Annotated in this window: 20 protein-coding genes and 1 rRNA gene; 20 read left to right on the forward strand and 1 reads right to left on the reverse strand. The window is 32.9% G+C overall.

From position 1 onward, the window contains the following. The first annotated feature begins 466 nt into the window (after window positions 1-466). The 4 genes from E7419_05665 to E7419_05680 are packed head-to-tail and all read left to right on the forward strand — an operon-like array spanning window position 467 to window position 7,265. Window positions 467-1,963 (forward strand): SAM-dependent DNA methyltransferase, encoded by a 1,497-nt coding sequence (locus E7419_05665; protein ID MBE7014676.1) that lies wholly within the window; start codon window positions 467-469, stop codon window positions 1,961-1,963. After that, on the forward strand, window positions 1,960-3,129 hold the full coding sequence (locus E7419_05670) for a hypothetical protein (protein ID MBE7014677.1): 1,170 nt from the start codon (window positions 1,960-1,962) through the stop codon (window positions 3,127-3,129). The genes E7419_05665 and E7419_05670 overlap by 4 nt, the downstream gene beginning before the upstream one ends. Before the next feature lie 9 nt (window positions 3,130-3,138). Then, a complete protein-coding gene (locus E7419_05675) occupies window positions 3,139-3,975 on the forward strand; it encodes a DUF4393 domain-containing protein (protein MBE7014678.1) in 837 nt (278 codons plus the stop codon). Then, window positions 3,972-7,265, forward strand: a complete 3,294-nt coding sequence (locus E7419_05680; GenBank protein MBE7014679.1) for a DUF4145 domain-containing protein — start codon at window positions 3,972-3,974, stop codon at window positions 7,263-7,265. Before E7419_05675 ends, E7419_05680 begins: the two co-directional genes overlap by 4 nt. A 50-nt stretch (window positions 7,266-7,315) precedes the next feature. Here E7419_05680 and E7419_05685 read toward each other — a convergent pair whose 3' ends face one another. Next, window positions 7,316-8,419 carry a Fic family protein gene (locus E7419_05685; protein ID MBE7014680.1) on the reverse strand — a complete coding sequence of 368 codons (1,104 nt, stop codon included), beginning with the start codon at window positions 8,417-8,419 and terminating at the stop codon, window positions 7,316-7,318. A gap of 230 nt (window positions 8,420-8,649) precedes the next feature. On the opposite strand from E7419_05685, the gene metG reads away from it, so the two are divergent. From metG to E7419_05765, 16 genes are all read left to right on the forward strand, one after another. Further along, entirely contained in the window at window positions 8,650-10,566 is a 1,917-nt protein-coding gene (gene metG, locus E7419_05690; protein MBE7014681.1) for a methionine--tRNA ligase, read from the forward strand. After that, window positions 10,560-11,327: a TatD family deoxyribonuclease gene (locus E7419_05695; GenBank protein ID MBE7014682.1), complete on the forward strand. Its 768-nt coding sequence runs from the start codon at window positions 10,560-10,562 to the stop codon at window positions 11,325-11,327. The genes metG and E7419_05695 overlap by 7 nt, the downstream gene beginning before the upstream one ends. Next, complete coding sequence (locus tag E7419_05700) at window positions 11,327-12,010, forward strand: SAM-dependent methyltransferase (protein ID MBE7014683.1); 684 nt, start codon at window positions 11,327-11,329, stop codon at window positions 12,008-12,010. Before E7419_05695 ends, E7419_05700 begins: the two co-directional genes overlap by 1 nt. Further along, the gene (locus E7419_05705) at window positions 12,003-12,770 is read left to right on the forward strand and encodes a Nif3-like dinuclear metal center hexameric protein (protein MBE7014684.1); all 768 of its coding nucleotides are present in this window, start codon (window positions 12,003-12,005) and stop codon (window positions 12,768-12,770) included. Before E7419_05700 ends, E7419_05705 begins: the two co-directional genes overlap by 8 nt. Window positions 12,771-12,782: 12 nt before the next feature. Further along, window positions 12,783-15,104, forward strand: coding sequence for an ATP-dependent DNA helicase PcrA (locus E7419_05710; GenBank protein ID MBE7014685.1), 2,322 nt, complete (start codon window positions 12,783-12,785; stop codon window positions 15,102-15,104). Window positions 15,105-15,110: 6 nt separating this feature from the next. After that, complete coding sequence (locus E7419_05715) at window positions 15,111-15,317, forward strand: DUF896 domain-containing protein (GenBank protein ID MBE7014686.1); 207 nt, start codon at window positions 15,111-15,113, stop codon at window positions 15,315-15,317. Window positions 15,318-15,432: 115 nt separating this feature from the next. Next, window positions 15,433-15,633, forward strand: coding sequence for a helix-turn-helix transcriptional regulator (locus E7419_05720; GenBank protein ID MBE7014687.1), 201 nt, complete (start codon window positions 15,433-15,435; stop codon window positions 15,631-15,633). Window positions 15,634-15,638: 5 nt separating this feature from the next. Next, the gene (locus tag E7419_05725; GenBank protein ID MBE7014688.1) at window positions 15,639-16,673 is read left to right on the forward strand and encodes an ABC transporter ATP-binding protein; all 1,035 of its coding nucleotides are present in this window, start codon (window positions 15,639-15,641) and stop codon (window positions 16,671-16,673) included. Between the two features lie 18 nt (window positions 16,674-16,691). Continuing rightward, a complete protein-coding gene (locus E7419_05730) occupies window positions 16,692-17,534 on the forward strand; it encodes an ABC transporter permease (protein ID MBE7014689.1) in 843 nt (280 codons plus the stop codon). Then, entirely contained in the window at window positions 17,531-18,346 is an 816-nt protein-coding gene (locus tag E7419_05735; protein ID MBE7014690.1) for an ABC transporter permease, read from the forward strand. Before E7419_05730 ends, E7419_05735 begins: the two co-directional genes overlap by 4 nt. A gap of 59 nt (window positions 18,347-18,405) precedes the next feature. Next, window positions 18,406-19,449: a spermidine/putrescine ABC transporter substrate-binding protein gene (locus E7419_05740; GenBank protein MBE7014691.1), complete on the forward strand. Its 1,044-nt coding sequence runs from the start codon at window positions 18,406-18,408 to the stop codon at window positions 19,447-19,449. A gap of 71 nt (window positions 19,450-19,520) precedes the next feature. Then, window positions 19,521-20,381, forward strand: a complete 861-nt coding sequence (locus tag E7419_05745; GenBank protein ID MBE7014692.1) for a MurR/RpiR family transcriptional regulator — start codon at window positions 19,521-19,523, stop codon at window positions 20,379-20,381. Continuing rightward, entirely contained in the window at window positions 20,381-21,592 is a 1,212-nt protein-coding gene (locus tag E7419_05750; protein ID MBE7014693.1) for an NAD(P)/FAD-dependent oxidoreductase, read from the forward strand. The genes E7419_05745 and E7419_05750 overlap by 1 nt, the downstream gene beginning before the upstream one ends. A gap of 24 nt (window positions 21,593-21,616) precedes the next feature. Then, window positions 21,617-22,273, forward strand: a complete 657-nt coding sequence (locus E7419_05755) for a (d)CMP kinase (GenBank protein ID MBE7014694.1) — start codon at window positions 21,617-21,619, stop codon at window positions 22,271-22,273. After that, entirely contained in the window at window positions 22,274-22,849 is a 576-nt protein-coding gene (locus tag E7419_05760) for a 1-acyl-sn-glycerol-3-phosphate acyltransferase (protein MBE7014695.1), read from the forward strand. Between the two features lie 396 nt (window positions 22,850-23,245). Beyond that, window positions 23,246-23,325, forward strand: a 16S ribosomal RNA gene (locus E7419_05765); the annotation flags it as partial.

The raw sequence follows: 23,325 nt of genomic DNA on the forward strand, positions 1-23,325 counted from the left end.
TCACCCAGACCGTGCAAATAGATAATAAATAACAAGATATAAAATCACAAAGAATAATTAAATGTGATTTGTTTCAACCAAAAAACAAGGTATAAGAACCTCACAAAATATAACGAAATCAAAGATTTCTATATTTTGGAGAACCTTGTTACTCACAAGTTCGTAATAAATCGCTAAGAGCGATTTATGGAATTTAATTATTTGCACTTTGAATGAAAAAACCACTCGACGTACTTAGTACGCCTTCGGGCTTATGGGAACAAACTAAAAAAAGTTTGTTCCTTTTTTTCGTCCAATCTGAACAATTTTTCCTATCCCCTGAAAAAGGCTGTAAAATAGTTAAACTATTTTAAAGTCTTTGTGTTTACATTGCAATGGTTTTGTGATATAATATGTTGTGGAAAGTTGTTTGTAATGTTTTTATGAGGAATAATGAAAAAAATATGCGAAATAAGGAGTTTTACAGATGATTACAGGTGAACTTAAAAATAAAATAGATGCACTATGGGATATATTCGCATCAGGCGGTCTTGTAAATCCGCTTGATGTTATTGAACAGATTACATATTTAATGTTTATTCATGACCTTGATGCAACAGATAACACAAGAGCCAAAGAATGTGAAATGCTTAGTATTCCCCATAAAAGCATTTTTGAAGGGGAAATTCAGATAGGTGGGCGTAAGGTAGACGGTGAAATGCTGAAATGGTCTAAATTTAAAGACCTTCCTGCTTCGCAGATGTATTCTGTAGTTCAGGAATTTGTATTCCCTTTTATTAAAAATCTTCACGCAGATAAAGACAGTGCATATTCAAAATATATGGATGATGCTATATTTAAGTTGCCAACTCCATTGGTGCTTGATAAGGTAGTTTCAAGCCTTGATAATATCTATGAAATGATGAAAAAGTCGGAAGATGCTGATACCAGAGGCGATGTGTACGAATATCTTCTTAACAAGATTGCACAGTCAGGCTTAAACGGTCAGTTCAGAACCCCAAGACATATTATTAAAATGATGGTTGCTATGATGCAGCCAAAACCGGATGATATTATCTGTGATCCTGCCTGTGGTACAAGTGGATTTTTGGTAGCTGCAGGTGAATATTTAAAAGAAAATCACAGAACAGATATTTTCTATAACAAAGAGAAAAAAGACCATTATATGAACTCTATGTTCTTTGGCTACGATATGGACAGAACTATGCTCCGTATTGGTGCTATGAATATGATGACGCACGGAATTGACAGTCCGTTTATCGAATACCGTGATAGCTTGTCAGACCAGAATGCAGACAGAGAAAAATACTCTCTTATTCTTGCAAATCCACCATTTAAGGGGAGCCTTGATGCAGATATAGTATCTGCAGATTTGCTTAAAATATGTAAGACTAAGAAAACAGAACTTTTATTCTTAGCATTGTTTCTTCGTATGCTTAAAATTGGTGGCAGATGTGCCTGTATCGTTCCCGATGGTGTGCTTTTTGGCTCATCAACTGCACACAAAGCAATCCGTAAGGAGATTATAGAAAATAACCGCCTTGAAGCAGTTGTTTCCATGCCTTCTGGTGTATTTAAACCCTATGCAGGTGTTTCTACTGCTATCCTTGTATTCACAAAAACAGGTCACGGAGGAACTGACAAGGTATGGTTTTATGATATGAAAGCAGACGGATATTCTCTTGATGATAAGAGAACTCCTGTGGCAGAAAATGATATTCCTGATATTATAGAAAGATTTCACAATCTTGACAAAGAAACTGACAGAGCAAAGACAGAACAAAGCTTCTTTGTGGACAAGCAGGATATTGTAAATAACGATTACGACCTCTCTATCAATAAATATAAAGAGACAGAATATGTGCCTGTGGAATATCCTTCAACAGCCGAAATTATGGCAGACCTCCATGAACTTGAAATGGAAATAACCAAAGGCTTGGCAGAATTGGAGGAAATGCTGTGATGGAGAAAGTAAGATTAGGAGATGTATGTACCATTAAGGGTGGATACGCATTTAAAAGTGACCAATTTTCAACCGAAGGTGTTCCTGTGATACGTATCGGGAATATAACCAAAGAAGGCCTTACTATTGATGAAGATGTTTGTTATGATAAAAAATTTTGGAATGAAAATGATAGTTACAGAATAGCGAAAAACGATATTTTGATTGCAATGTCAGGTGCTACTGTTGGCAAATCATGCATTAACAACACCGAGAGGAATTTATTGTTAAATCAACGTGTTGCAGCTATTAACTGCGATAACAATATTAACTTAAAATATATTTTTTATAGTATAGGCTCCGAAAAATTTTCTAAATACATAATGACAAACTCTATTGGTTGTGCTCAACCTAACATCAGTTTAAAACAAATAGCGAATTTTGAGATACCTGCTGTTTGTCTAGAAGAACAAAATAGAATTGCTGACGAATTAGATAAAGTTACAGATGTAATTAACAAGCGCAAACAACAAATTTCAAAATTAGATGAACTTGTCAAAGCACGATTTGTCGAACTGTTTGGAGACCCAGTGGATAACCCAATGGAATGGGCAACAAAGCAATTACAAGAGCTTGTAACAGACGATTGCACAATTTCTTACGGAATTGTGCAAACTGGTGATGACCAAAAAGAAGGCATACCAGTATTACGCCCTGTTGATATTGTGAATCGTATTCCTGTAAGGTCTGAACTCAAAAAGACTACCGAAGAAATATCCAACAAATACAAGCGCACCATTCTCAAAGGGCGTGAAATGCTGATAACAGTTCGAGCAAATATTGCAGATACGTGCATTGTTGGTGAAGAGTTTACTGGTTGTAATGTTGGTAGAGGTATCGTCCCGATTAGAACAAGAGAAGATGAAATGATTTTGGAGTTTTTGAAATACCAAATTGATTCAAAACACCTAAATGACAGTATTAAAGCACTTGCCAAGGGCATTACTCTAATCCAACTAAATATGGAAGATTTGAGAGAGGTAACGCTTATTGTGCCGCCTATTGAAAAGCAAAAATCTTTTGTCGAGTTTGCAAAACAGACCGACAAATCAAAATTGGAAGTACAAAAAAGTCTTGAAAAATTAGAACTTCTAAAAAAAGCACTAATGCAAAAATATTTTGGGTAGGTGAAATATATGAGTGAAAATGAGATGATAGATATTACTAAGGAAGTAGCGAAAGAAATAGCAAAAGATGCGTATAATGATGCTGGAAAGCCAATAGCAAAACCAACAGGAGAATTAATGGGTTTAGTTCCGCGTGCAATTAAAGCAGCTCTGTCACCTTTGGAACAATGGATATTACAAAAAGAATATAATGTTGCAGAGACAAAAAGGTTGCTTGAGAAAAAATTAGAAAACATTTCTCCCGATTTAATTGAATCCCCCGAGCCTTATATTGCAGTACCTACTTTGCAATATATAAGCTACTGCATGGATAACGAAGAACTCAGGGATATGTATGCTAACCTTCTTGCAAACTCTATGAATAAGGTTGTAAAAAATGGTGTTCATCCGGGTTTTGTGGAAATTATAAAACAACTATCTCCTGATGAGGCAAAAATTTTGCGATATTTACATAGTAACCCCCTTGTCCCAGTTATTGGAATTAGGGTTCATAAGAAGCCAAAAGGGACGGTTGTAGTGGAACATTTGTTTACAAATATAACAGAACTTTGTGGCTGCGAAAACATCGGGGATTATCAAAAATATGTTGATAATTTAACTCGTTTGGGATTAGTAAATATACCACAAGATGAGTGCTTGTCGGATAAAAGAAAGTATGAAACTCTAACCAATCATCCATATATACTCAGAAGAAAGAGTGAACTTGAAATATTAGAGAGTGTATCAAAAGTCGATTTTGTAGAGGGACATATAGAATTGACTCATTTAGGAACGAGCTTTTGTTCGATTTGTCTTGAAACTCATAGAACAGTTGTTGGTGATGTTGAGAAAGGAAAACACAAATGACAAACTTTGATTTCTTAAAATCTGATCCGCAATTTGCCACATTTAGCGATGTGGCTATTTCTGCTGAAAAGATATTGAATATTGATGTGGCAGCATCCGTAGTGAACTGCCGCAGAGCGATGGAATTTGCGGTAAAATGGATGTATTCTGTTGATAAGGATTTGGAAATGCCTTATGACACCACCTTGGTAGCACTTATGAGTACCGAGGAATTTCGTGATGTCGTTGGTAGTGACCTGCTATTTCGAATGACCTATATCCGTAAGCGTGGAAACGAAGCGGCACATTCGGGAAATAAAGTTACACTTGAACAAGCAAAGCTGTGCGTAGAAAATCTCTACATATTTATGGACTTTGTGGCTTGTTGTTACTCGGAAAAATATAATGAGATTATAACACCATTTGATAAAGCACTTCTTGAAAAACCAGGTGAAGATGTTCCTGACAAGCAAAAGGAACTTGATTTTGAGAAATTAGTTGCTGAAAATAAGGCATTAAAAGATGAACTTACTGCAAGACGTACCGAACAGCAACAGACTTATGTTCCAAAGCCTCTTGATTTATCTGAATTTAAGACAAGAAAAATATACATAGACACAATGCTACAAGATGCAGGTTGGGTAGAAAATGACACATGGGAGAATGAAGTTGAACTTCCAGGAATGCCGAACAAGTCAGAAGTTGGATATGCTGACTATGTTCTATATGATGACACTCACAAGCCTTTAGCTGTTATTGAAGCAAAGAAAACTTGTGTTGATGTATCAAAAGGCAGACAGCAGGCAAAACTTTATGCAGACATTTTAGAAAAGCAATATGGCAGACGACCTGTAATATTCTTAACTAACGGATTTGAAACAAGGATTGATGATGGTAGATATCCCGAAAGAAAAGTTGCAACCATATATTCAAAACGTGATTTGGAAAAGATGTTCAATCTTCGTAAGACAAGGACAAGCCTTAAAAATGCGATGGTTGATAAAAATATTGCAGGGCGTTATTATCAGGAAGGTGCTATCAAAGCAGTTTGCGATTCATTGGATATTAAAAACCGAAGAAAAGCACTTTTAGTTATGGCAACCGGTTCAGGGAAAACAAGAACTGTTATCGCACTTTGCAAGGTGCTGGCTGAACATAACTGGATTAAAAATATCCTATTCCTTGCCGACAGAAATTCTTTAGTAACACAGGCAAAGCGTGCTTTTGTAAATTTGTATAAAGATTTATCTGTTACAAATTTATGTGAAGAAAAAGATAATTTTTCAGCACGATGTGTATTTTCAACCTATCAGACTATGTACAACTGCATAGATGAAATAAAGGATGATGAGGGCAAACTTTTTACAAGTGGTCATTTTGACTTAGTTATTTGTGATGAAGCACATCGTTCTATTTATAACAAATACAGAGATATATTTAATTATTTTGATGCTCCTTTGGTTGGTCTTACTGCTACACCGAAAGATGAAATTGACAAGAATACCTATGAAATTTTTGAACTTGAAAATGGTGTGCCTACTTATGGATATGAACTTGCTGAAGCGGTAAAAGACGGATATCTGGTTGATTATATTTCCATTGAAACAAAACTTAAATTTTTAGAAGAAGGTATCTCATATAATGAGTTATCCGATGAAGAAAAAGAAGAATATGAAAACAAGTTTACCGATGAGAACGGGGAATTACCTGACCATATTAATAATACGGCGCTTAATGAATGGATATTTAATGAGGACACTATTAAACAGGTGCTTCACACCTTAATGACAGACGGTATAAAGGTAAATTACGGAGAAACTTTAGGCAAAACCATCATATTTGCAAAGAACCACGACCATGCCGAGAAAATATTTGAAGTATTCGGTAAAGAGTATCCTCATTTAGTAGGATATGCAAAGGTTATTGATAACTATATAAAATACGCACAAAGTGCCATTGACGAATTTTCAGAGGGTGACAAGCTGCCAAGAATTGCAATTTCGGTTGATATGCTTGATACCGGTATTGATGTTCCTGAAGTATTAAACCTTGTATTCTTTAAAAAGGTTATGAGCAAGGCAAAATTCTGGCAGATGATAGGAAGGGGAACGCGACTTTGTCCTAATCTTTTAGATGGTGAGGATAAAAAGAAATTCTATATATTTGATTTTTGTAATAACTTTGCTTTCTTTAGAATGCATAAAGGAAAGCCTACAGCAAATCAGCTTGCCCTACAGGGAGCAATATTCAACTTAAAAGCACAAATTGCGTTTAAGCTACAAGACATTGCATATCAAACAAAGGATTTGATTGCTTTCAGAAAATCATTAATTGATGAAATGGTAGCAAAGGTTCAGGAACTCAATAAAGATAATTTTGCAGTTAAACAACACTTAAAATATGTTGAACTTTATGCAAATAAAGAAAATTATAATGCACTTACTTACGAAGATACGCTTATTATGGGTGAAGAACTTGCACCGCTTATCAATCCTGATGAAGATGAGGTAAGTGCAGTTCGTTTTGATGCGCTTATGTACGGAATTGAACTTGCGTATCTTATAGGGAAAAAATATACACGCGCAAGAAAAGATCTGGCTAAAAAAGTTGCCGCTATTGCAAGCGTTGCCAATATTCCTGAAATAGCTGCCAAATCGGAACTTATTGATAAAATCCTCAATACTGATTATGTAGAAAATTCAGGTATTAACGAATTTGAATATATAAGAACATCACTTCGTGATTTGATGAAATATATTCCAATTATTGACAGAACAACATATACAACCCATTTTGTTGATGATATTCTTTCTGTAGAATGGAATGAAGCGGAACTTGAAAGTGATGACCTCAAAAACTACAAAGCGAAAGCGGAATATTATGTAAGAAAACATCAGGATGAAAGCGTGATTGCGAAATTGAAAAGCAATATACCTCTTACAAAAGATGATATTTTGATGCTTGAAAAAATTTTGTGGAATGAGGTCGGTACAAAGGATGAATATACTGCTGAATATGGAGAAAAACCGCTTGGCGAATTTGTCCGTGAAATTGTAGGACTCGATATGAATGCCGCAAAAGAAGCGTTTTCTGAATTTCTTAATAATGCAAATCTTGATTCAAGACAGATTTATTTTGTAAATCAGATTGTAGAATATATTGTTCACAACGGAATGATGAAAGATTTATCTGTTTTACAGGATTCTCCATTTACCGACAGAGGAAGTGTAGTCGAAGTGTTTACCGATTTGTCAGTATGGGCGAGAATACGCAAAGTTATCGAAAGTATCAATATGAATGCAGCAGCTTAAAAATCAAAAAATCCTCTTGCCAAATAAAAAGGCAAAGAGGATTTTTGAAATTATCCTTTAATCTTTGAGAGAATTTGTTTTTCGTTATTTTTTGAAAAGTTACTCAAAGAATATGAGCGTACTCTTTCTTTTATGATATTGGGTATTAAAAAACCATTTGAAGTTAATTTCGCGCAGCGATTTATAATGGTTTTATTTGTACATCCAAGTTTTTTACTTACTTCTATAGGTGTAAATTCGAACATACGACTTTCAATAAGATACGCCAGGAAATCTTTTTCCTTTGTATTAAGATATGACAAACTACCATCCAGTTTGTCATCGGCAGATGCTTTTGACAGTTCGCACACCTTGCCGGAATACAGTTCCATCATACGAAGAAAATAGTTTATCCAGATTTCCGGGTGCGGTGGATTATCTCTGCCGGAATAATAAAGTGCCGGTAACCCCATTTGCAGCGATGAATAGTATTCATCAGAATTATATGCAAAATATTCTTCCAAAGAACCAATTCCGTTAAATCCATAACCATATAAATCAAGTAGATAGCCTGATATCAATCTTGCGGTACGACCGTTACCATCTTCAAAAGGATGTATTGTGACCAATTGATAATGGACAACTGCAGCAATAATAAGTGGGTGATCATCGGTTGTATTTACATATTCTACAAGTTCATCAAGAAGTGTGGGGATTTCTGTGTGTTGAGGAGGTATATATTCAGGTGCACCACTTTCTGAATCATACACTGCAAATAACATTCCTGCCGGCATTGCACCGCGAATACCAATTTTTTCTTTTGATGCTCCCTTTTCAACCATTTCTTGAACTTCCAATATAAGTTCCTTTGAAAAAGGGGTTTTTGTTTTAAGTTTTTCTTCAAGTAGATTAAGGGCAAGAAAATAATTTCTAATCTCTTGCTCAGGTTTTAAAAAATGCTTATGTTTATCTCGTTCCATTACCTCGTATGCTTGCGTCTCGGTTAGAGGATTTCCTTCAATTTTGTTTGAAGCATATGAACTTTTCTTTTTAGAATTTTTCCTGAGCCTGTTTTTTATTAATTGCGGTAATTCGATTGTTCTGATGAAAAAACGATTTTCGTCAATAGTAGATATCTTTTTTAAGATATCATTTGTTATAGAAACCTTTATCATAAAATCATCCTTTTTATTTATTACTAATTATAGTATATCATATTAAAAATAAAACTTCCACTATTTTTTCACTATTTTTACACTATTTTTCGTTTTTAAAATATAGAAATAATTGTTTTTTGCATTGATAATAAATTTATGACATACTTTTAAATTTACCTCTTGTTAATTTTTATAAAAAGTGTTAAAATAATACTAATATATTATTATAATGGATAAGGATGGTCAAAATGAAAGAAAAATTCTATATAACAACCGCCATAGCGTATGCTTCAAGAAAACCGCATATAGGTAACACCTATGAAATTGTGTTGTCCGATGCGATAGCAAGATATAAAAGAATGTTAGGCTATGACGTATATTTTTTGACAGGGACTGACGAGCATGGTCAAAAAATTCAGTTAGAAGCCGAAAAGCAGGGAATTAACCCGCAAAAATATGTTGATAATGTTGCAGATGAAATAAAAACTATCTGGGACTTAATGAACACAACCTATGACCAGTTTATAAGAACAACTAATCCTAAGCATAAAGAAACAGTTCAGAAAATATTTAAAAAACTTTATGAAAAAGGGGATATCTATAAAGGCGAGTATGAAGGTCATTATTGCACACCTTGTGAATCCTTCTTTACAAAAACTCAACTTGTTGACGGTAAATGCCCTGACTGCGGAAGGGAAGTAACCTTAACAAAAGAAGAAGCATATTTCTTTAAAATGAGTAAGTATGCAGATAAACTCATTGAATATATAGAAACTCATCCTGACTTTATTGTGCCTGAATCAAGAAAAAAAGAAATGGTTAATAATTTCTTAAAAGCAGGGCTTCAGGACTTATGCGTTTCACGTACATCATTCTCATGGGGTATTCCTGTTACATTTGACGATGGTCATGTTATATATGTATGGATTGATGCACTTTCAAATTATATAACTGCTTTAGGTTACGACCCTGAAAATCCATCCGAACTATTTAATAAAAACTGGCCTTGCGATGTTCATGTTATAGGTAAAGATATTTTAAGATTTCATACTATATACTGGCCGATTATGTTAATGGCTCTTGACCTTCCTATGCCGAAACAGATTTTCGGTCACCCTTGGTTATTATCAGGGGATGATAAAATGAGTAAATCAAAGGGTAATGTTATGTATGCCGATGATTTAGTTCGTCATTTTGGTGTTGACGGAATAAGATTTTATCTTCTTTCGGAAATGCCTTATGCGCAGGACGGAACAATCAGTTATGATAATATAATTGCAAGATATAATTCCGAACTTGCCAATACTTTGGGAAATCTTGTTAACCGTTCAATTGCAATGGTTAATAAGTATTTCGGCGGAGTAGTTACCAAATCTTCTTATGAAGATGAATTTTCTTGCGATTTAAAAGAATGTGCATTAAAAACTGTAAAAAATGTTACTGACAAAATGAATGAATTTAAAGTAAGTGATGCACTTTCTGAAATATTTAACTTACTAAGAAGAAGTAATAAATATATTGACGAAACAACCCCTTGGGTACTTGCAAAAAATGAAGAAGATAAAGATAAACTTAACGCTTGTCTTTATAACTTAATTGAAACAATAAGAATAAGTGCTGTGCTTCTTTCTTCCTTTATGCCTGAAACCTCAGAAAACATTCTTTCTCAGCTTAATGTAAAAGAATATGACTATGAAAGCATTTTAACATTCGGAGCAATTGAAAACGGTCATAAAGTAAGCGAAGGAACTCCGCTTTTTGCAAGAATTGACGAAGCGAAAAAATTAGAAGAAATAGAAAAAGAAATAGATAAAAATTCAGTAAAACTTCCTGAATTTAAGGAAGAAATTGAGTTTTCAGATTTTGAAAAACTTGATTTGCGAGTTGCTAAAGTATTAAATTGTGAAAAGGTTGAAAAAGCAGATAAACTTCTTAAATTTACTTTAGATGTTGGTGGTGCTACACGTACCATTGTTTCAGGTATTGCAAAATTCTATAAACCTGAGGATTTAATAGGTAAAAACGTTGTTATTATTGCTAACTTAAAGCCTGTTAAATTAAGAGGCATAATGTCAGAAGGAATGATTTTATCAACCGATGATAACGGACAGATTAAAATTGTAGAAATCGATAAATCTGTTAATTCAGGTGCGATAGTATGTTAGAATTTTTTGATTCACATGCTCATTATATGGACGAAAAATTTGACGAAGACCGTGATGAACTTCTTATGTCTTTAAATAAAGAGGGGAATGTGTCCCATATTATGAATATCGGATATGATATTCCTTCTTCGTACAAAGTGGCAGAGTTAGCAGACAAGTTTCCGTTTTGTTACGGTGCAGTAGGTGTGCACCCTCACGATGCAGACTCGGTTAAAATGTCCGATTATGATATTTTAAGAAAACTTTGTGAAAATGAAAAAATAGTTGCAATAGGCGAAACGGGTCTTGACTATTATTATGACAACTCGGAAAGAGAAAGGCAAAAAGAAGAGTTTGCAAATCATCTTGATTTAGCATACGAACTTAAATTGCCTGTCGTAATCCACGAAAGAGAAGCAGTAAAGGATACTCTTGATATAATTTTAGAAAGAGATAATATTGGAGTTTTTCATTGCTTTTCGGGTAGTGTTGAAACTGCAAAAATTATTTTAAATAAAGGATACTATGTTTCTTTTGCAGGACCTGTTACTTTTAAAAATGCAAAGTATGTTAAAGAGGTTGCAAAATATGTTCCGTCTGATCGTTTCTTAATAGAAACCGATTGCCCTTATCTTGCTCCCGTTCCTAAAAGAGGAGAGAGAAACAACTCTTTTAATTTAAAATATATTGTAAAAGAAATTGCAGATTTAAGAGGGGACAACGAGGAAAATATTGCAAAGTTAAGTATGGAAAATGCAAAAAGGTTATTTGGAGTAAAATAATGCTTACAAAAAGACTTGAAACGATAAAAAATCTTGTTAACAATTCAAAAATCACAGTAGATGTGGGAACTGACCATGGTTATGTTCCCATATCTTTAATAACGGAAAAAAGAGCATTAAAAGTTATTGCCTGTGATATAAACAAAGGACCTCTTAATAACGCAAGAGCCAATATACAAAAAGCAGGACTTTTAGAAAAAATTGAACTTCGTTTAGGCGGAGGGCTTGTTCCTTGCGAAACGGGCGAAGCGGATACTGTAATCATTGCAGGAATGGGCGGAATTTTAATAAAGGATATATTGGAAGAAAGTTACATAAAGGCTCAAAGTGCAGAAAAACTTATTCTCCAGCCTATGAATTCCCAGGATATTTTAAGAGAATATCTTATAAATAATAACTTTTCTATTAAAAATGAGCATTTAGCGATAGAGGGAGAAAAAATCTATAACATAATGGAAGTTGTTCCGAAAAAAGAAACAAAAGATTATTTTAAAGAATCTTTTGTAAATTTTGGAAACCCTCAAAATTTTGAAAAAAATGAACAGTTTAAGATATATACAGAAAAAAATATAAAAAGAATAGAACGTGTTTTAACTAATTTGAAAAAAGCGAAAAAATATGATGAAAATGAAGTAGAAAAACTTAAGAACATTTTGGCTGAGTTGGAGGAATATTATGCCTAAACTTAAAGAAATCATTAATATTCTTGAATTAACAGTACCTTCTTATCTTAAAGAAGAATGGGATAATGTCGGGCTTATTATAGGAGATAGGGAAGCAGAAATTAAAAAAATTCTTGTAGCACTTGATTGTACTAAAAGTGTAGTTTTTGAGGCTATAAATAAAAATGCCGACCTTATAATTACCCATCATCCTTTGATTTTTGAAGGTATAAAGAATATTGATTTTAATACATCAATGGGTTATAAAATTAAACAACTTATAAATAACAATATAAACCTTGTATCTTTGCATACTAATTTTGATAAAGTTAATGGCGGAACAAGTGATACCGTTGCAAAAATACTTGGACTTTATGATGCTAAAAATCTTACCGAAGAGGAGTTTTCTTTAGGGAAAATCGGCAGTATAAATCCTATGCCATTAGAAGAATTTTTAAATAAAGTAAAAGATAATCTGAATCTAAAAAATATAAAATATATAGGTAATAACGATAAAATGATAAATAAAGTCGCAGTTGTGTCAGGGGCTGGTGCAGACTTTTTATATGAGGCAAAAAAGATGGGTGCAGATTGCCTTATTACATCAGAGGTTAAGCATCATATAGGAATTGATGCACTTGAAAACGATATCGCAATAATTGATGCGGGGCATTTTGAAACTGAAAATGTTGCAATGAAAACTTTTATTGATTTACTAAAAGACTTACCCGCAGAGGTAATTATGTCAGAAACTTACACGCATTTATTTAACTATCTATAAAAGGAAGAAGAAATGTTAAACGAATTTACTAAACTTAAAAAAGAAATACTTGAAAAAAAATATTCGCACTTAAATGATATTCAAAGACAGGTTGCTTTCACTGTGGGAGGTCCCATTTTAATTCTTGCAGGTGCAGGAAGCGGTAAAACAACCACTATCACAAACCGTATAAGTTATATGATAAAGTATGGGGACAGTTACAACACAGATTATCTTCCGTCTAATCTTACAGAAGAACTTTTGGAAAGATTAAGAACTAAACAGATTGATTTTTATACGGATAATCTTTTATCATATAATCCTGTTGACCCTTACAATATCCTTGCCATAACTTTTACCAATAAAGCGGCGGGAGAAATGAGAGAGAGAATAAAAAATCTTTCTGGAGATATTGCAGATAAAATGTGGATATGTACTTTCCACTCTGCCTGCGTAAAAATTTTAAGGCAGGATATTGATAAACTTGGTTTTGATAAATCTTTTGCAATATATGACTCTATGGACTCGAAAACTCTTATAAAAGACTGTATGGAAGAACTTAATATAGATGAAAAAGTTATTTCCCATAAAGTTTTTATGTCATATATTTCATCTTTTAAAGACAAATATATTTCACCTGCAGAAGTTTCAAAATATGCAGGTTCAGATTATATAGCCTCACAGGTTGAAAAAGTATATAAACTTTATCAGGCAAAGTTAAAGAAATTTAATGCACTTGATTTTGATGATTTATTATATATGACAGTTCATCTTTTAAAAAGCGAAAAAGAAGTTTTAGAAAAATGGCAGAACAGGTTTAAATATATAGTTGTTGATGAATATCAGGATACTTCTAAAATTCAGTATATGTTAATATCACTGCTTGGCGAAAAAAGTAAAAATGTGTGTGTTGTAGGTGATGATGACCAGAGTATATATAAATTCAGAGGTGCAGATATTTCAAATATCTTGTCTTTTGAAAAGCAGTTTGATAATGCGAAAGTTATAAAATTAGAGCAGAATTACCGTTCAACTAAAACTATCTTGGATGGTGCCAATGCTGTAATAGCGAATAATGCAAAGAGAAAAGATAAAAAATTGTGGACCGAAAATTCACAAGGCGAGAAAATAAATCTTCTAAACCCTTCGGATGAAAGGGAAGAAGCATCAAAAATCGGCAAAATTATTGATAAGTATGTTTATAATGGGCATAAGTACAGCGATATAGCAATTCTTTACCGAATGAATGCTCAGTCCCGTGCAATAGAAGAATGTTTTTTAAGAAACGCAATTCCTCACAGAGTTGTTGGCGGTCTTCGTTTCTTTGACCGTAAGGAAATAAAGGACATTATTGCGTATATGAGAGTTGGCTTTAACGGGAAAGATGATATAAGTTTTAAACGAGTAATAAATGAGCCTAAAAGGGGTATAGGCAAAACTGCCATTGACAAACTGACGCAGATTGCAAATGATGAGAATATATCTTTGTTTGAAGTTTGTGAAAAGATTGAAGTTTACGATGAACTTTCAAGGTATCATAAAACTTTAAGGGATTTTGTTAAACTGATATATGATTTCAGAGTTGAACTTTCCGACATAGAAGCGTATGCCAAAATTGTTATAAACGGTTCAGGCTATCTTGATATGTTAAATAAAGAAGACAGTATCGAATCAAGAACAAGAGCAGATAACGTTAAAGAACTTTTAACTATGGTAAAGGAATATAAGGAAAACGAAGAAGACGCTTCAGTTGGCGGATTTTTAGAAAATATGGCACTTTTATCCGATATAGATAATTATGATAATGATGAAGATGCCGTTGTACTTATGAGTATGCATGCTGCAAAAGGTCTTGAGTTCGATGTCGTATTTATAGTAGGCGCGGAAGAGGGGATTTTTCCGTCGAGCCGTTCTTTTGGCTCTTCGGAGGAACTTGAGGAAGAAAGGCGACTTATGTATGTTGCTATTACCCGTGCTAAAAAAGAACTGTATATTACAGTTACAAGCACAAGAACTATTTTTGGTAATACTATGTTTTCAAGACAGTCAAGATTTATAGGAGAAATTCCTCCAAATCTTTTAAACATTGAAAAACCTAAACCTAAAGAAACCTTTAGTTTTGAGTCGAATTATGTACCGTCTTACACGAGAACTATTACAAGTTTTAATAAAACTGAAGTTAAACCTTTTGAAATTTCCTATAAGGAAGGGGACAGAGTTTCTCATCTGAAATTTGGTCAGGGTACAGTTAAAGAGATCTTAAAACTTGGAAGTGACTATAAAGTAACCATTCTTTTTGATTCAGGGGAAGAAAAGAAACTTATGGCAACTTTTGCAAAATTAGAAAAAATATAGGAGTATATTATGACTGAAGAACTTATAAAAAGAATAAATTTTTTATCAATAAAATCCAAAGAAGAGGGACTTTCCGAAGAAGAAAAGAAAGAACAGGAAAATCTTCGCAAAGAGTATATAAGACAGTTTAAACAGGGTATGTTAAATACCCTTGACAACGTCTATATAGTTGATAAAGACGGAAATAAGAAAAAAATTGAAAAGAAAAAATAATTTATTATTAAAAAAATATTGACATAGCCCCGTAATAATTATATAATTATTACGCTATGCAAGTTTAGAAATACTAAACTTTTTGTAATTATGAAAAACGGAAGCGGAGAATTTTATGGATATTGGCAGTAAACTTAAGGAATTAAGAACTAAAAATAATCTTACACAGACAGAACTTGGCAAAAGATGTGATTTAACAAAGGGGTTTATATCACAGATTGAGAGAAATCTTGCCTCTCCGTCTATTGCTACGCTTAACGATATACTAAACAGCTTAGGGAGTAATTTAAAAGTATTTTTTGAAGATTGGGAGTGAAAATATTGTCAAATCATTTAATAGAATTTCAGAATGTATCTAAACAGTTTGATGTTACTGAGGCGCTTAGTGACATAAATTTATATATAGATTCAAATGAGTTTGTTACTTTACTGGGACCTTCAGGGTGTGGTAAATCAACTCTTCTTCGTATTATAGCAGGTTTTGAAGAGCCGACTGAAGGTAAGGTTCTTTTTGAGGGTAAGGATTTAATAAGTATACCTCCGTATAAAAGGCCTGTTAATACTGTTTTTCAAAAATATGCACTTTTTCCGCATATGAATGTGTATGATAATATTGCTTTTGGTCTTAAAATTAAGAATATTGATAAAAAAGAAATAGATAAAAAGGTTATGAAAGTTTTAGAACTTGTCAACCTTAAAAATTATTACGACAGAAGCATTGATTCTTTAAGCGGCGGTCAACAACAAAGAATTGCAATAGCGAGAGCCATAGTAAATGAACCATCAGTTTTGCTTCTTGACGAACCTCTTGCTGCACTCGATTTGAAGTTAAGGCAGGGAATGCAGATAGAACTTAAAAATATGCAAAAGGAACTTGGTATTACTTTCGTATATGTTACTCACGACCAGGAAGAAGCCCTTACTATGTCAGATACCATAGTGGTTATGAGAGAAGGTAAAATTCAGCAGATAGGAAAACCTGTCGATATATATAACGAGCCTGAAAATGCTTTTGTTGCTGATTTCATTGGTGAAAGTAATATAATAGACGGCATAATGAATCAGGACTGTGTTGTTACATTTTTAGGAAGAGTTTTTGAATGTGTTGATAAAGGTTTTGCTATAAACGAAAATGTTGATGTTGTGATAAGGCCTGAAGATATTATTATAGGCGATGAAGGTATTGATACATTAAATGGTGTTGTTGAATCGGTTACATTCAAGGGTGTTCATTATGAAATGATAGTTAATACAGGGGATTACAGATGGACTATCCATAATACTATAATGAAACCTGAAGGAGCAAGAGTAGGCTTAAGTGTTAAGCCGTTTGATATTCATATTATGAAAAAATAAAACGCGGAGGAATGAGAGTTGTTCAAAAAGTTTTTGGTATATCCTCATCTTTTATGGATGTTGATATTTGTACTTGTACCGATAGTTCTGGTACTTATATACAGTTTTCAGATAGCGGGTATTGACGGGGAAATATTTTTTTCTTTAGAAAACTATCAGAAACTTCTTGATACTGACTATTTTAATATATTTTTAAGGTCAGTTTATTTAGCAGTTATAAGTTCAATTATATGTCTGGCACTTGGATATCCGATTGCTATGATACTTGCAGGAAGAGAACGAAGAACGAAAAAAAGCGGTTTGGTTTGGATATTCATTTTACCAATGTGGATGAATATGCTTCTTAGAACATATTCATGGCTTACAATTTTGGAGAAAAACGGCGTTTTAAATAATTTATTGTCGTATCTAAATTTACCTAATGTAAATATTTTATACACATCAGGTGCAGTAGTTTTAGGTATGGTATATAACTTCTTACCATTTATGATACTTCCTATATATTCCGTACTTATAAAAATAGATAACAGCATAATTGAAGCGGCGGAAGACTTGGGTGCAAATTCCTTGACAGTATTTAAAAAAGTAACGTTGCCTCTTAGTATTCCGGGAGTTATATCGGGAATAACTATGGTATTTTTACCTGCTGTTACAACTTTTATAATTTCCAAACTGCTTGGCGGAGGCCATTATATGCTAATAGGTAACCTTATTGAAAATCAGTTTTTGGTTGCAGATAACTGGAACTTTGGTTCTGCAATTTCGATAATTATGATTGTTGTTATTCTTCTTTCAATGGGGATTACAAACTTCTTTGAAAAAGATACCTCTGAATCAAAAAAAGGAGGTAAGATAAAATGAAACGTAAAGGTAAAAAAATAATTGGTGACTTTTTTCAGTCAACATATCTTTTTGTGATTTTTATGTTTTTATACCTACCTGTTGTGGTACTTATGGTTTATTCATTTAATGAGTCCAAGTCCAGAGGTAACTGGGGCGGTTTTTCGTTTAAATGGTATGTTGAACTTTTTAAAGATTCCGCATTGCTTTCAGCATTTTATTATACAGTTGCTGTGGCGATTATATCATCTTTAATTGCATGTGTAATAGGTACTGCCGCATCTTTTGGTATAAATGCTTTTAAGAAAAAATCTTTAAGAGCAATGATTAATACTGTTACCAATATCCCGGTAGTAAGTCCTGATATAGTAACAGGTGTATCTCTTATGATATTGTTTGTGGCTCTTAAAATACCAAGAGGGTTTACGACAATGCTACTTTCACACATTACTTTTAATATCCCATACGTGATATTATCGGTAATGCCAAAAATAGCACAACTTGATAAAAATATATATGAAGCGGCGCTTGATTTAGGGGCGAAACCTTATTTCGCTTTTAGAAAAGTAATTATTCCGCAGATAATGCCGGGAATAATAAATGGATTACTGCTTTCTTTTACAATGTCAATTGATGACTTTATCATTAGTTTCTTCACAACGGGAAACGGTGTTTCAAATCTTTCGATATATGTTTATTCAATGGCAAAGAGGGGACTAAATCCTAAGATAAACGCTCTTTCTACGATTATGTTTATAGTAGTTATAGTGTTACTCTTTATAGTTAATAAACGTTCAAGCAAAGATAAATCAAAAAATGTATTGTTTAGTTAAAAAAATTGATGTATTTTTAATTTTATAAAACTAAGTAAGTTAGAAAGGTGATAGTTAAAGTGAAAAAAGTTTTATTTGTAATTTTAGTATTAAGTATGGTTTTAGGAATTTTTACTGCTTGTCAGCCTGATGACAGGATTCAGCTTAATATTTATAATGTTGGTGATTATATCAACGAAGATGTTATTGATATATTTGAAGAGGAAAATCCTGATATTAAAATAAACTATGAAACATATTATGCAAACGAAGAAATGTATGTTAAGGTTGCAAATAAAAGTTCTGATTATGATGTAATTTTTCCTTCAGATTATATGATAGAGAAAATGAAATCAGAAGGGCTTTTGAATAAAATTAATTTTGAAAACATTCCTAACTATGAAAAAATATCTCCTGAATTCAAAGGTCTTGATTATGACAAAAATGAAGAGTACAGCGTGCCTTATATGTGGGGTACAATGGGTATTTTATACAACAAATCTCTTGTTAAAGAAGATGTTACAAGCTGGAAAATCTTATGGGATGAAAAATATGCTAAAAATATCTTTATGTTAGATACGGAAAGAGATACTTTGGGGATTACACTTAAAATGCTCGGTTATTCTTTAAACAGTGGTAATGAAAAAGAACTAAAGGAAGCAAAGGAAGCACTTATCAAGCAAAAACCTTTAGTACTTGCATACTGCGGAGATGAAGTTAAAGATAAAATGATTAATGCTGAAGCGGCACTTTCAGTTGTCTGGTCAGGAGATGCATACTATTGTATGTCACAAAATGAAGACTTAGCGTATGCTATTCCTTCCGAAGGCTCTAACCTTTGGTTTGATGCCATGGTAATTCCGACAACGTCTAAACATCAGGCTGAAGCCGAAAGATTTATTAACTTTATGTGCCGTCCTGATATTGCTAAAATGAATGTCGATTATATAGAATATTCAACACCTATAGGCGAAGTTAAGGAGCAACTTTCCGATGATGTTAAAAACGATAAAATGAGATATCCTGATATTACTAAAATTAATAATCTTGAAATATTCTCATTTGATAAAGAACTTACAAAGAAATATTCGGAAATCTGGCAGGAAATAAAAATTTCAAATTAATAAATACATGCAATATAAAGGCTGTTATAATTTTATAACAGCCTCTATGTGCAGTATGGGGAGTGTGGCAGATGAATAATGATAAAGATTTGCTGAAACTAATTGAAAATAAATATTCTTCGTTTAGTAAAAGTCATAAAAAAATTGCCGATTACATTTTGAAAAACAGTGATAAAGTTGCATATATGACTGCAGCTAAATTAGGCGAAACAGTTGGAATAAGCGATTCAACTGTTGTTCGTTTTGCTGTGGAAATCGGTTTTGAAGGGTATCCTGAATTTTTAAAACGACTTCGAGAAGTCGTTTCAGGTAAACTTACATCTATACAGAGAATAGAGATAACATCATCAACACTTTCGAAAGAAGATATGCTTGACAATGTAATAAATTCAGATATAGATAAACTTAAAAAAACACTTATAAATATTGATAAAGAAGCGTTTAATAATGCTATTTCGACAATTTTAAAAGCAAAAACAATTTATATTGTCGGCGTACGCAGTTCTGCATCTTTGGCAAGTTTTTTAGGTTTTTATTTTAATCTTATGTTTGATAATGTTAAACTTATTCATACAAACAGTGTCAGCGAAATGTTTGAACAAATATTAAATATTTCAAAAGATGATGTTATAATAGGTATAAGTTTTCCAAGATATTCAAGAAGAACACTTAATGCTTTGCAATATGCAAAAAAGAATGGCAGCAAAATTGTTGCTGTTACCGACAGTAATATGTCGCCTCTTACTCTTGTGGCAGATTATTCTCTTATTGCACGAAGTGATATGGCATCTTTTGCCGATTCCTTAGTTGCACCTTTAAGTCTTATAAATGCAATTATTGTTGCTATTGCTATGAGTAAACCTGAGGAAATATCCAATACATTTACTAAACTTGAAAATATCTGGGATGAATATGAGGTATATGATAAATGATGGCAGATGTTGTTGTTATCGGTGGAGGCCCTGCAGGCTTAATGGCAGCAGGCACAGCCTTCTTATCAGGTAAGAAAACCGTGCTTGTTGAAAAAAATAATATACTGGGGAAAAAACTTCTTATAACCGGAAAAGGCAGATGTAATGTTACTAACGGAGCAGATATTTCCGAGTTCTTTGACTTCGTTGTAAGAAATCCGAGATTTCTATATAGTGCATTTTATAATTTTACGAATACAGATGTAATAGATTTTTTTGAAAACTATGGCATTCCTTTAAAAGAGGAAAGGGGAAAAAGAATTTTTCCTGTTTCCGACCGTTCAAATGATATCCTTTCGGGACTTAAAAAATATACCGAAAGTGTAGATAAAATATTTGTTAAGGCAACAGGGATTGTTGTCAAAGATAATGTTGTAAAAGGTGTAAAATTAGCAGATGGGAAAGTAATAGAGTGTGAAAGTGTTGTTGTTGCAACAGGAGGCCTTTCATATCCTCTTACAGGCAGTACAGGGGATGGTTATAAATTTGCAAAATTAAATGGGCATACTGTTACCAAACTTAAACCTGCACTCGTCCCTCTTATTTTAAATAGCAAGTATCCGAGCCTTTTAGAGGGATTGTCGCTAAAAAATGTAAAAGTAATGCTCAGTGACGAAAACCAAAAAGAACTGTATTCTGATTTTGGAGAAATGGTATTTACAAAAAACGGAGTAAGCGGGCCTGTTATACTTTCTATGTCTTCATTTGTAAATGATAACAGCAAACACAAACTTATAATTGATTTAAAACCTGCTTTGGATTTTGAAAAACTGGAAAAAAGAGTTCTTAGCGATTTTTCTAAATTTACAAATAAGGATTTTTCTAATGCGCTTTCAGAACTGCTGCCTAAGAAAATGATACCTGTTATAGTTGAACTGTCAGGGATTAATCCATCTAAAAAAGTTAACCAGATAACAAAAGAGGAAAGAAAAAATCTTATATCACTTCTTAAAAATTTAACTTTTGAAATTAAATCAAAGGGTAATATCGAAGAAGCAATTGTAACTGACGGCGGAATAAATGTTAAAGAAATCAATCCTAAGACAATGGAATCCAAACTTGTAAAAGGGCTTTTTTTTGCAGGTGAAATCATAGATGTTCACGCATATACAGGCGGCTTTAATCTTCAGATTGCTTTTTCTACAGGTTATACCGCTGGAATAAATTGTTAGATATAACGTAAGGAGAAAAATACTATGAAAACTTATAAAATCGCAATAGACGGACCTGCAGGAGTAGGAAAAAGTTCTACAGCAAAAATTGTTGCAAAAAAATTATCCTTTATATATGTTGATACAGGCGCAATGTACCGCGCTGTCGGTGTGTATTGTATTAAAAATAATCTTCAGCCGGAAGATGTTGTGCCACACCTTGATAACATAAATATAGAAATAAAATACGAGGATGAAACACAAAAAGTTTACTTAAATGGCGAAGATGTAACAAAGGAAATAAGAACTCCCGAAGGTTCAATCTATGCATCTAAAGTTGCAGTAATAAAAGAAGTAAGAGTTAAACTTGTCAGTATGCAACAGAAAATGGGCGAAACTACAAATGTTGTTATGGACGGAAGAGATATAGGTAACCGTGTTTTCCCTGATGCTGATATAAAAATATTCTTAACTGCATCTTGCGAAGAAAGAGCAAAAAGAAGATATGAAGAACTTAACAAAACAGTTCCGTATGATGAAATACTTGAAGATATAAAATTCCGTGACCATAACGATTCTACAAGGGAAATTGACCCTTTAAGGCCTGCTTCTGATGCAGTGCTTATAGATAACAGCGACCTGACATTAGAAGAAACGGTTGATAAGATATATAATTTGTGCATAAAAAAGGTTGGGGTTTAAATGAGTTTTTATAAGATTGTAAGAAATATTCTTATAGTAATTGTAAAAATACTTTTCCGTATTGAGTATGTTGGGGTTAATAATATTCCCGAAGAAAATGGTTACATATTTTGTGCTAATCATATATGTTTTATGGATCCATTGCTTATTGCGTGTAATAAAAAAAAGGAATTTCATTTTATTGCAAAGGAAGAACTTATAAAAGTTCCTGTTTTAGGATGGCTTTTAAAAAAGTTGAATGTTATCCCGGTAAAAAGAGGAACAGGGGATATAGGTGCCATGAAAAAAGGCATTGAGGTTTTAAAAAACGGGAATTCTTTAATTATATTTCCTGAGGGTACACGTTCTAAAACAGGTAAAATGGGTGAGGCAAAACATGGTATGGCACTTCTTGTAAAGAAAACAGGTTGTGGTGTTATGCCTTGTGCAGTTATTGGTAAACCTCATTTGTTTAAAAAAACAAAACTTGTTTACGGAGATCCTATCCCGGCAGGTTTCTTTGAAGGGGAAAAAGACCTGACTATTATAACAAACTATATAGTAGATAAGATACAAAATCTTATAGATAATAATTAATTAAAATATTTTTTAAAAAAGTGTTGACAAAAAGGAATAATAGTGATATTATAGAAAAGCTGTTGCGAAACGCGAGTAAATACTTTAAAAAATTTTTAAAAAAATTAAAAAAAGGTATTGACAAAATGAAAGTATGCTGATATACTGTAATAGTTGCGTCACGAAACTTGAAAGTATTTTTTAAAAAGTTAAAAAAAGTGCTTGACAAGAAAGAGTAACAGTGATACAATAAAATTCCCTCGCGATAAAAAGCGAGGACGGTCTTTGAAAATTAAACAATATGATGGTCCTTGAAATTTTTTAAATGAGTTTAAAGAAAACCAAGGTAATAATGGAAAATGCAAGCGAGAAGCTAGCAAACTAAGTCAGAATTTATTAGAACGATTAATAAATATTTTTATTAAGAGTTTGATCCTGGCTCAGGACGAACGCTGGCGGCGTGCCTAACACATGCAAGTCGAGCGAGAAGCTTATGA

It is taken from the genome of Oscillospiraceae bacterium, assembly GCA_015068525.1.
Taxonomy (GTDB): Bacteria; Bacillota; Clostridia; order UMGS1840; family HGM11507; genus SIG450.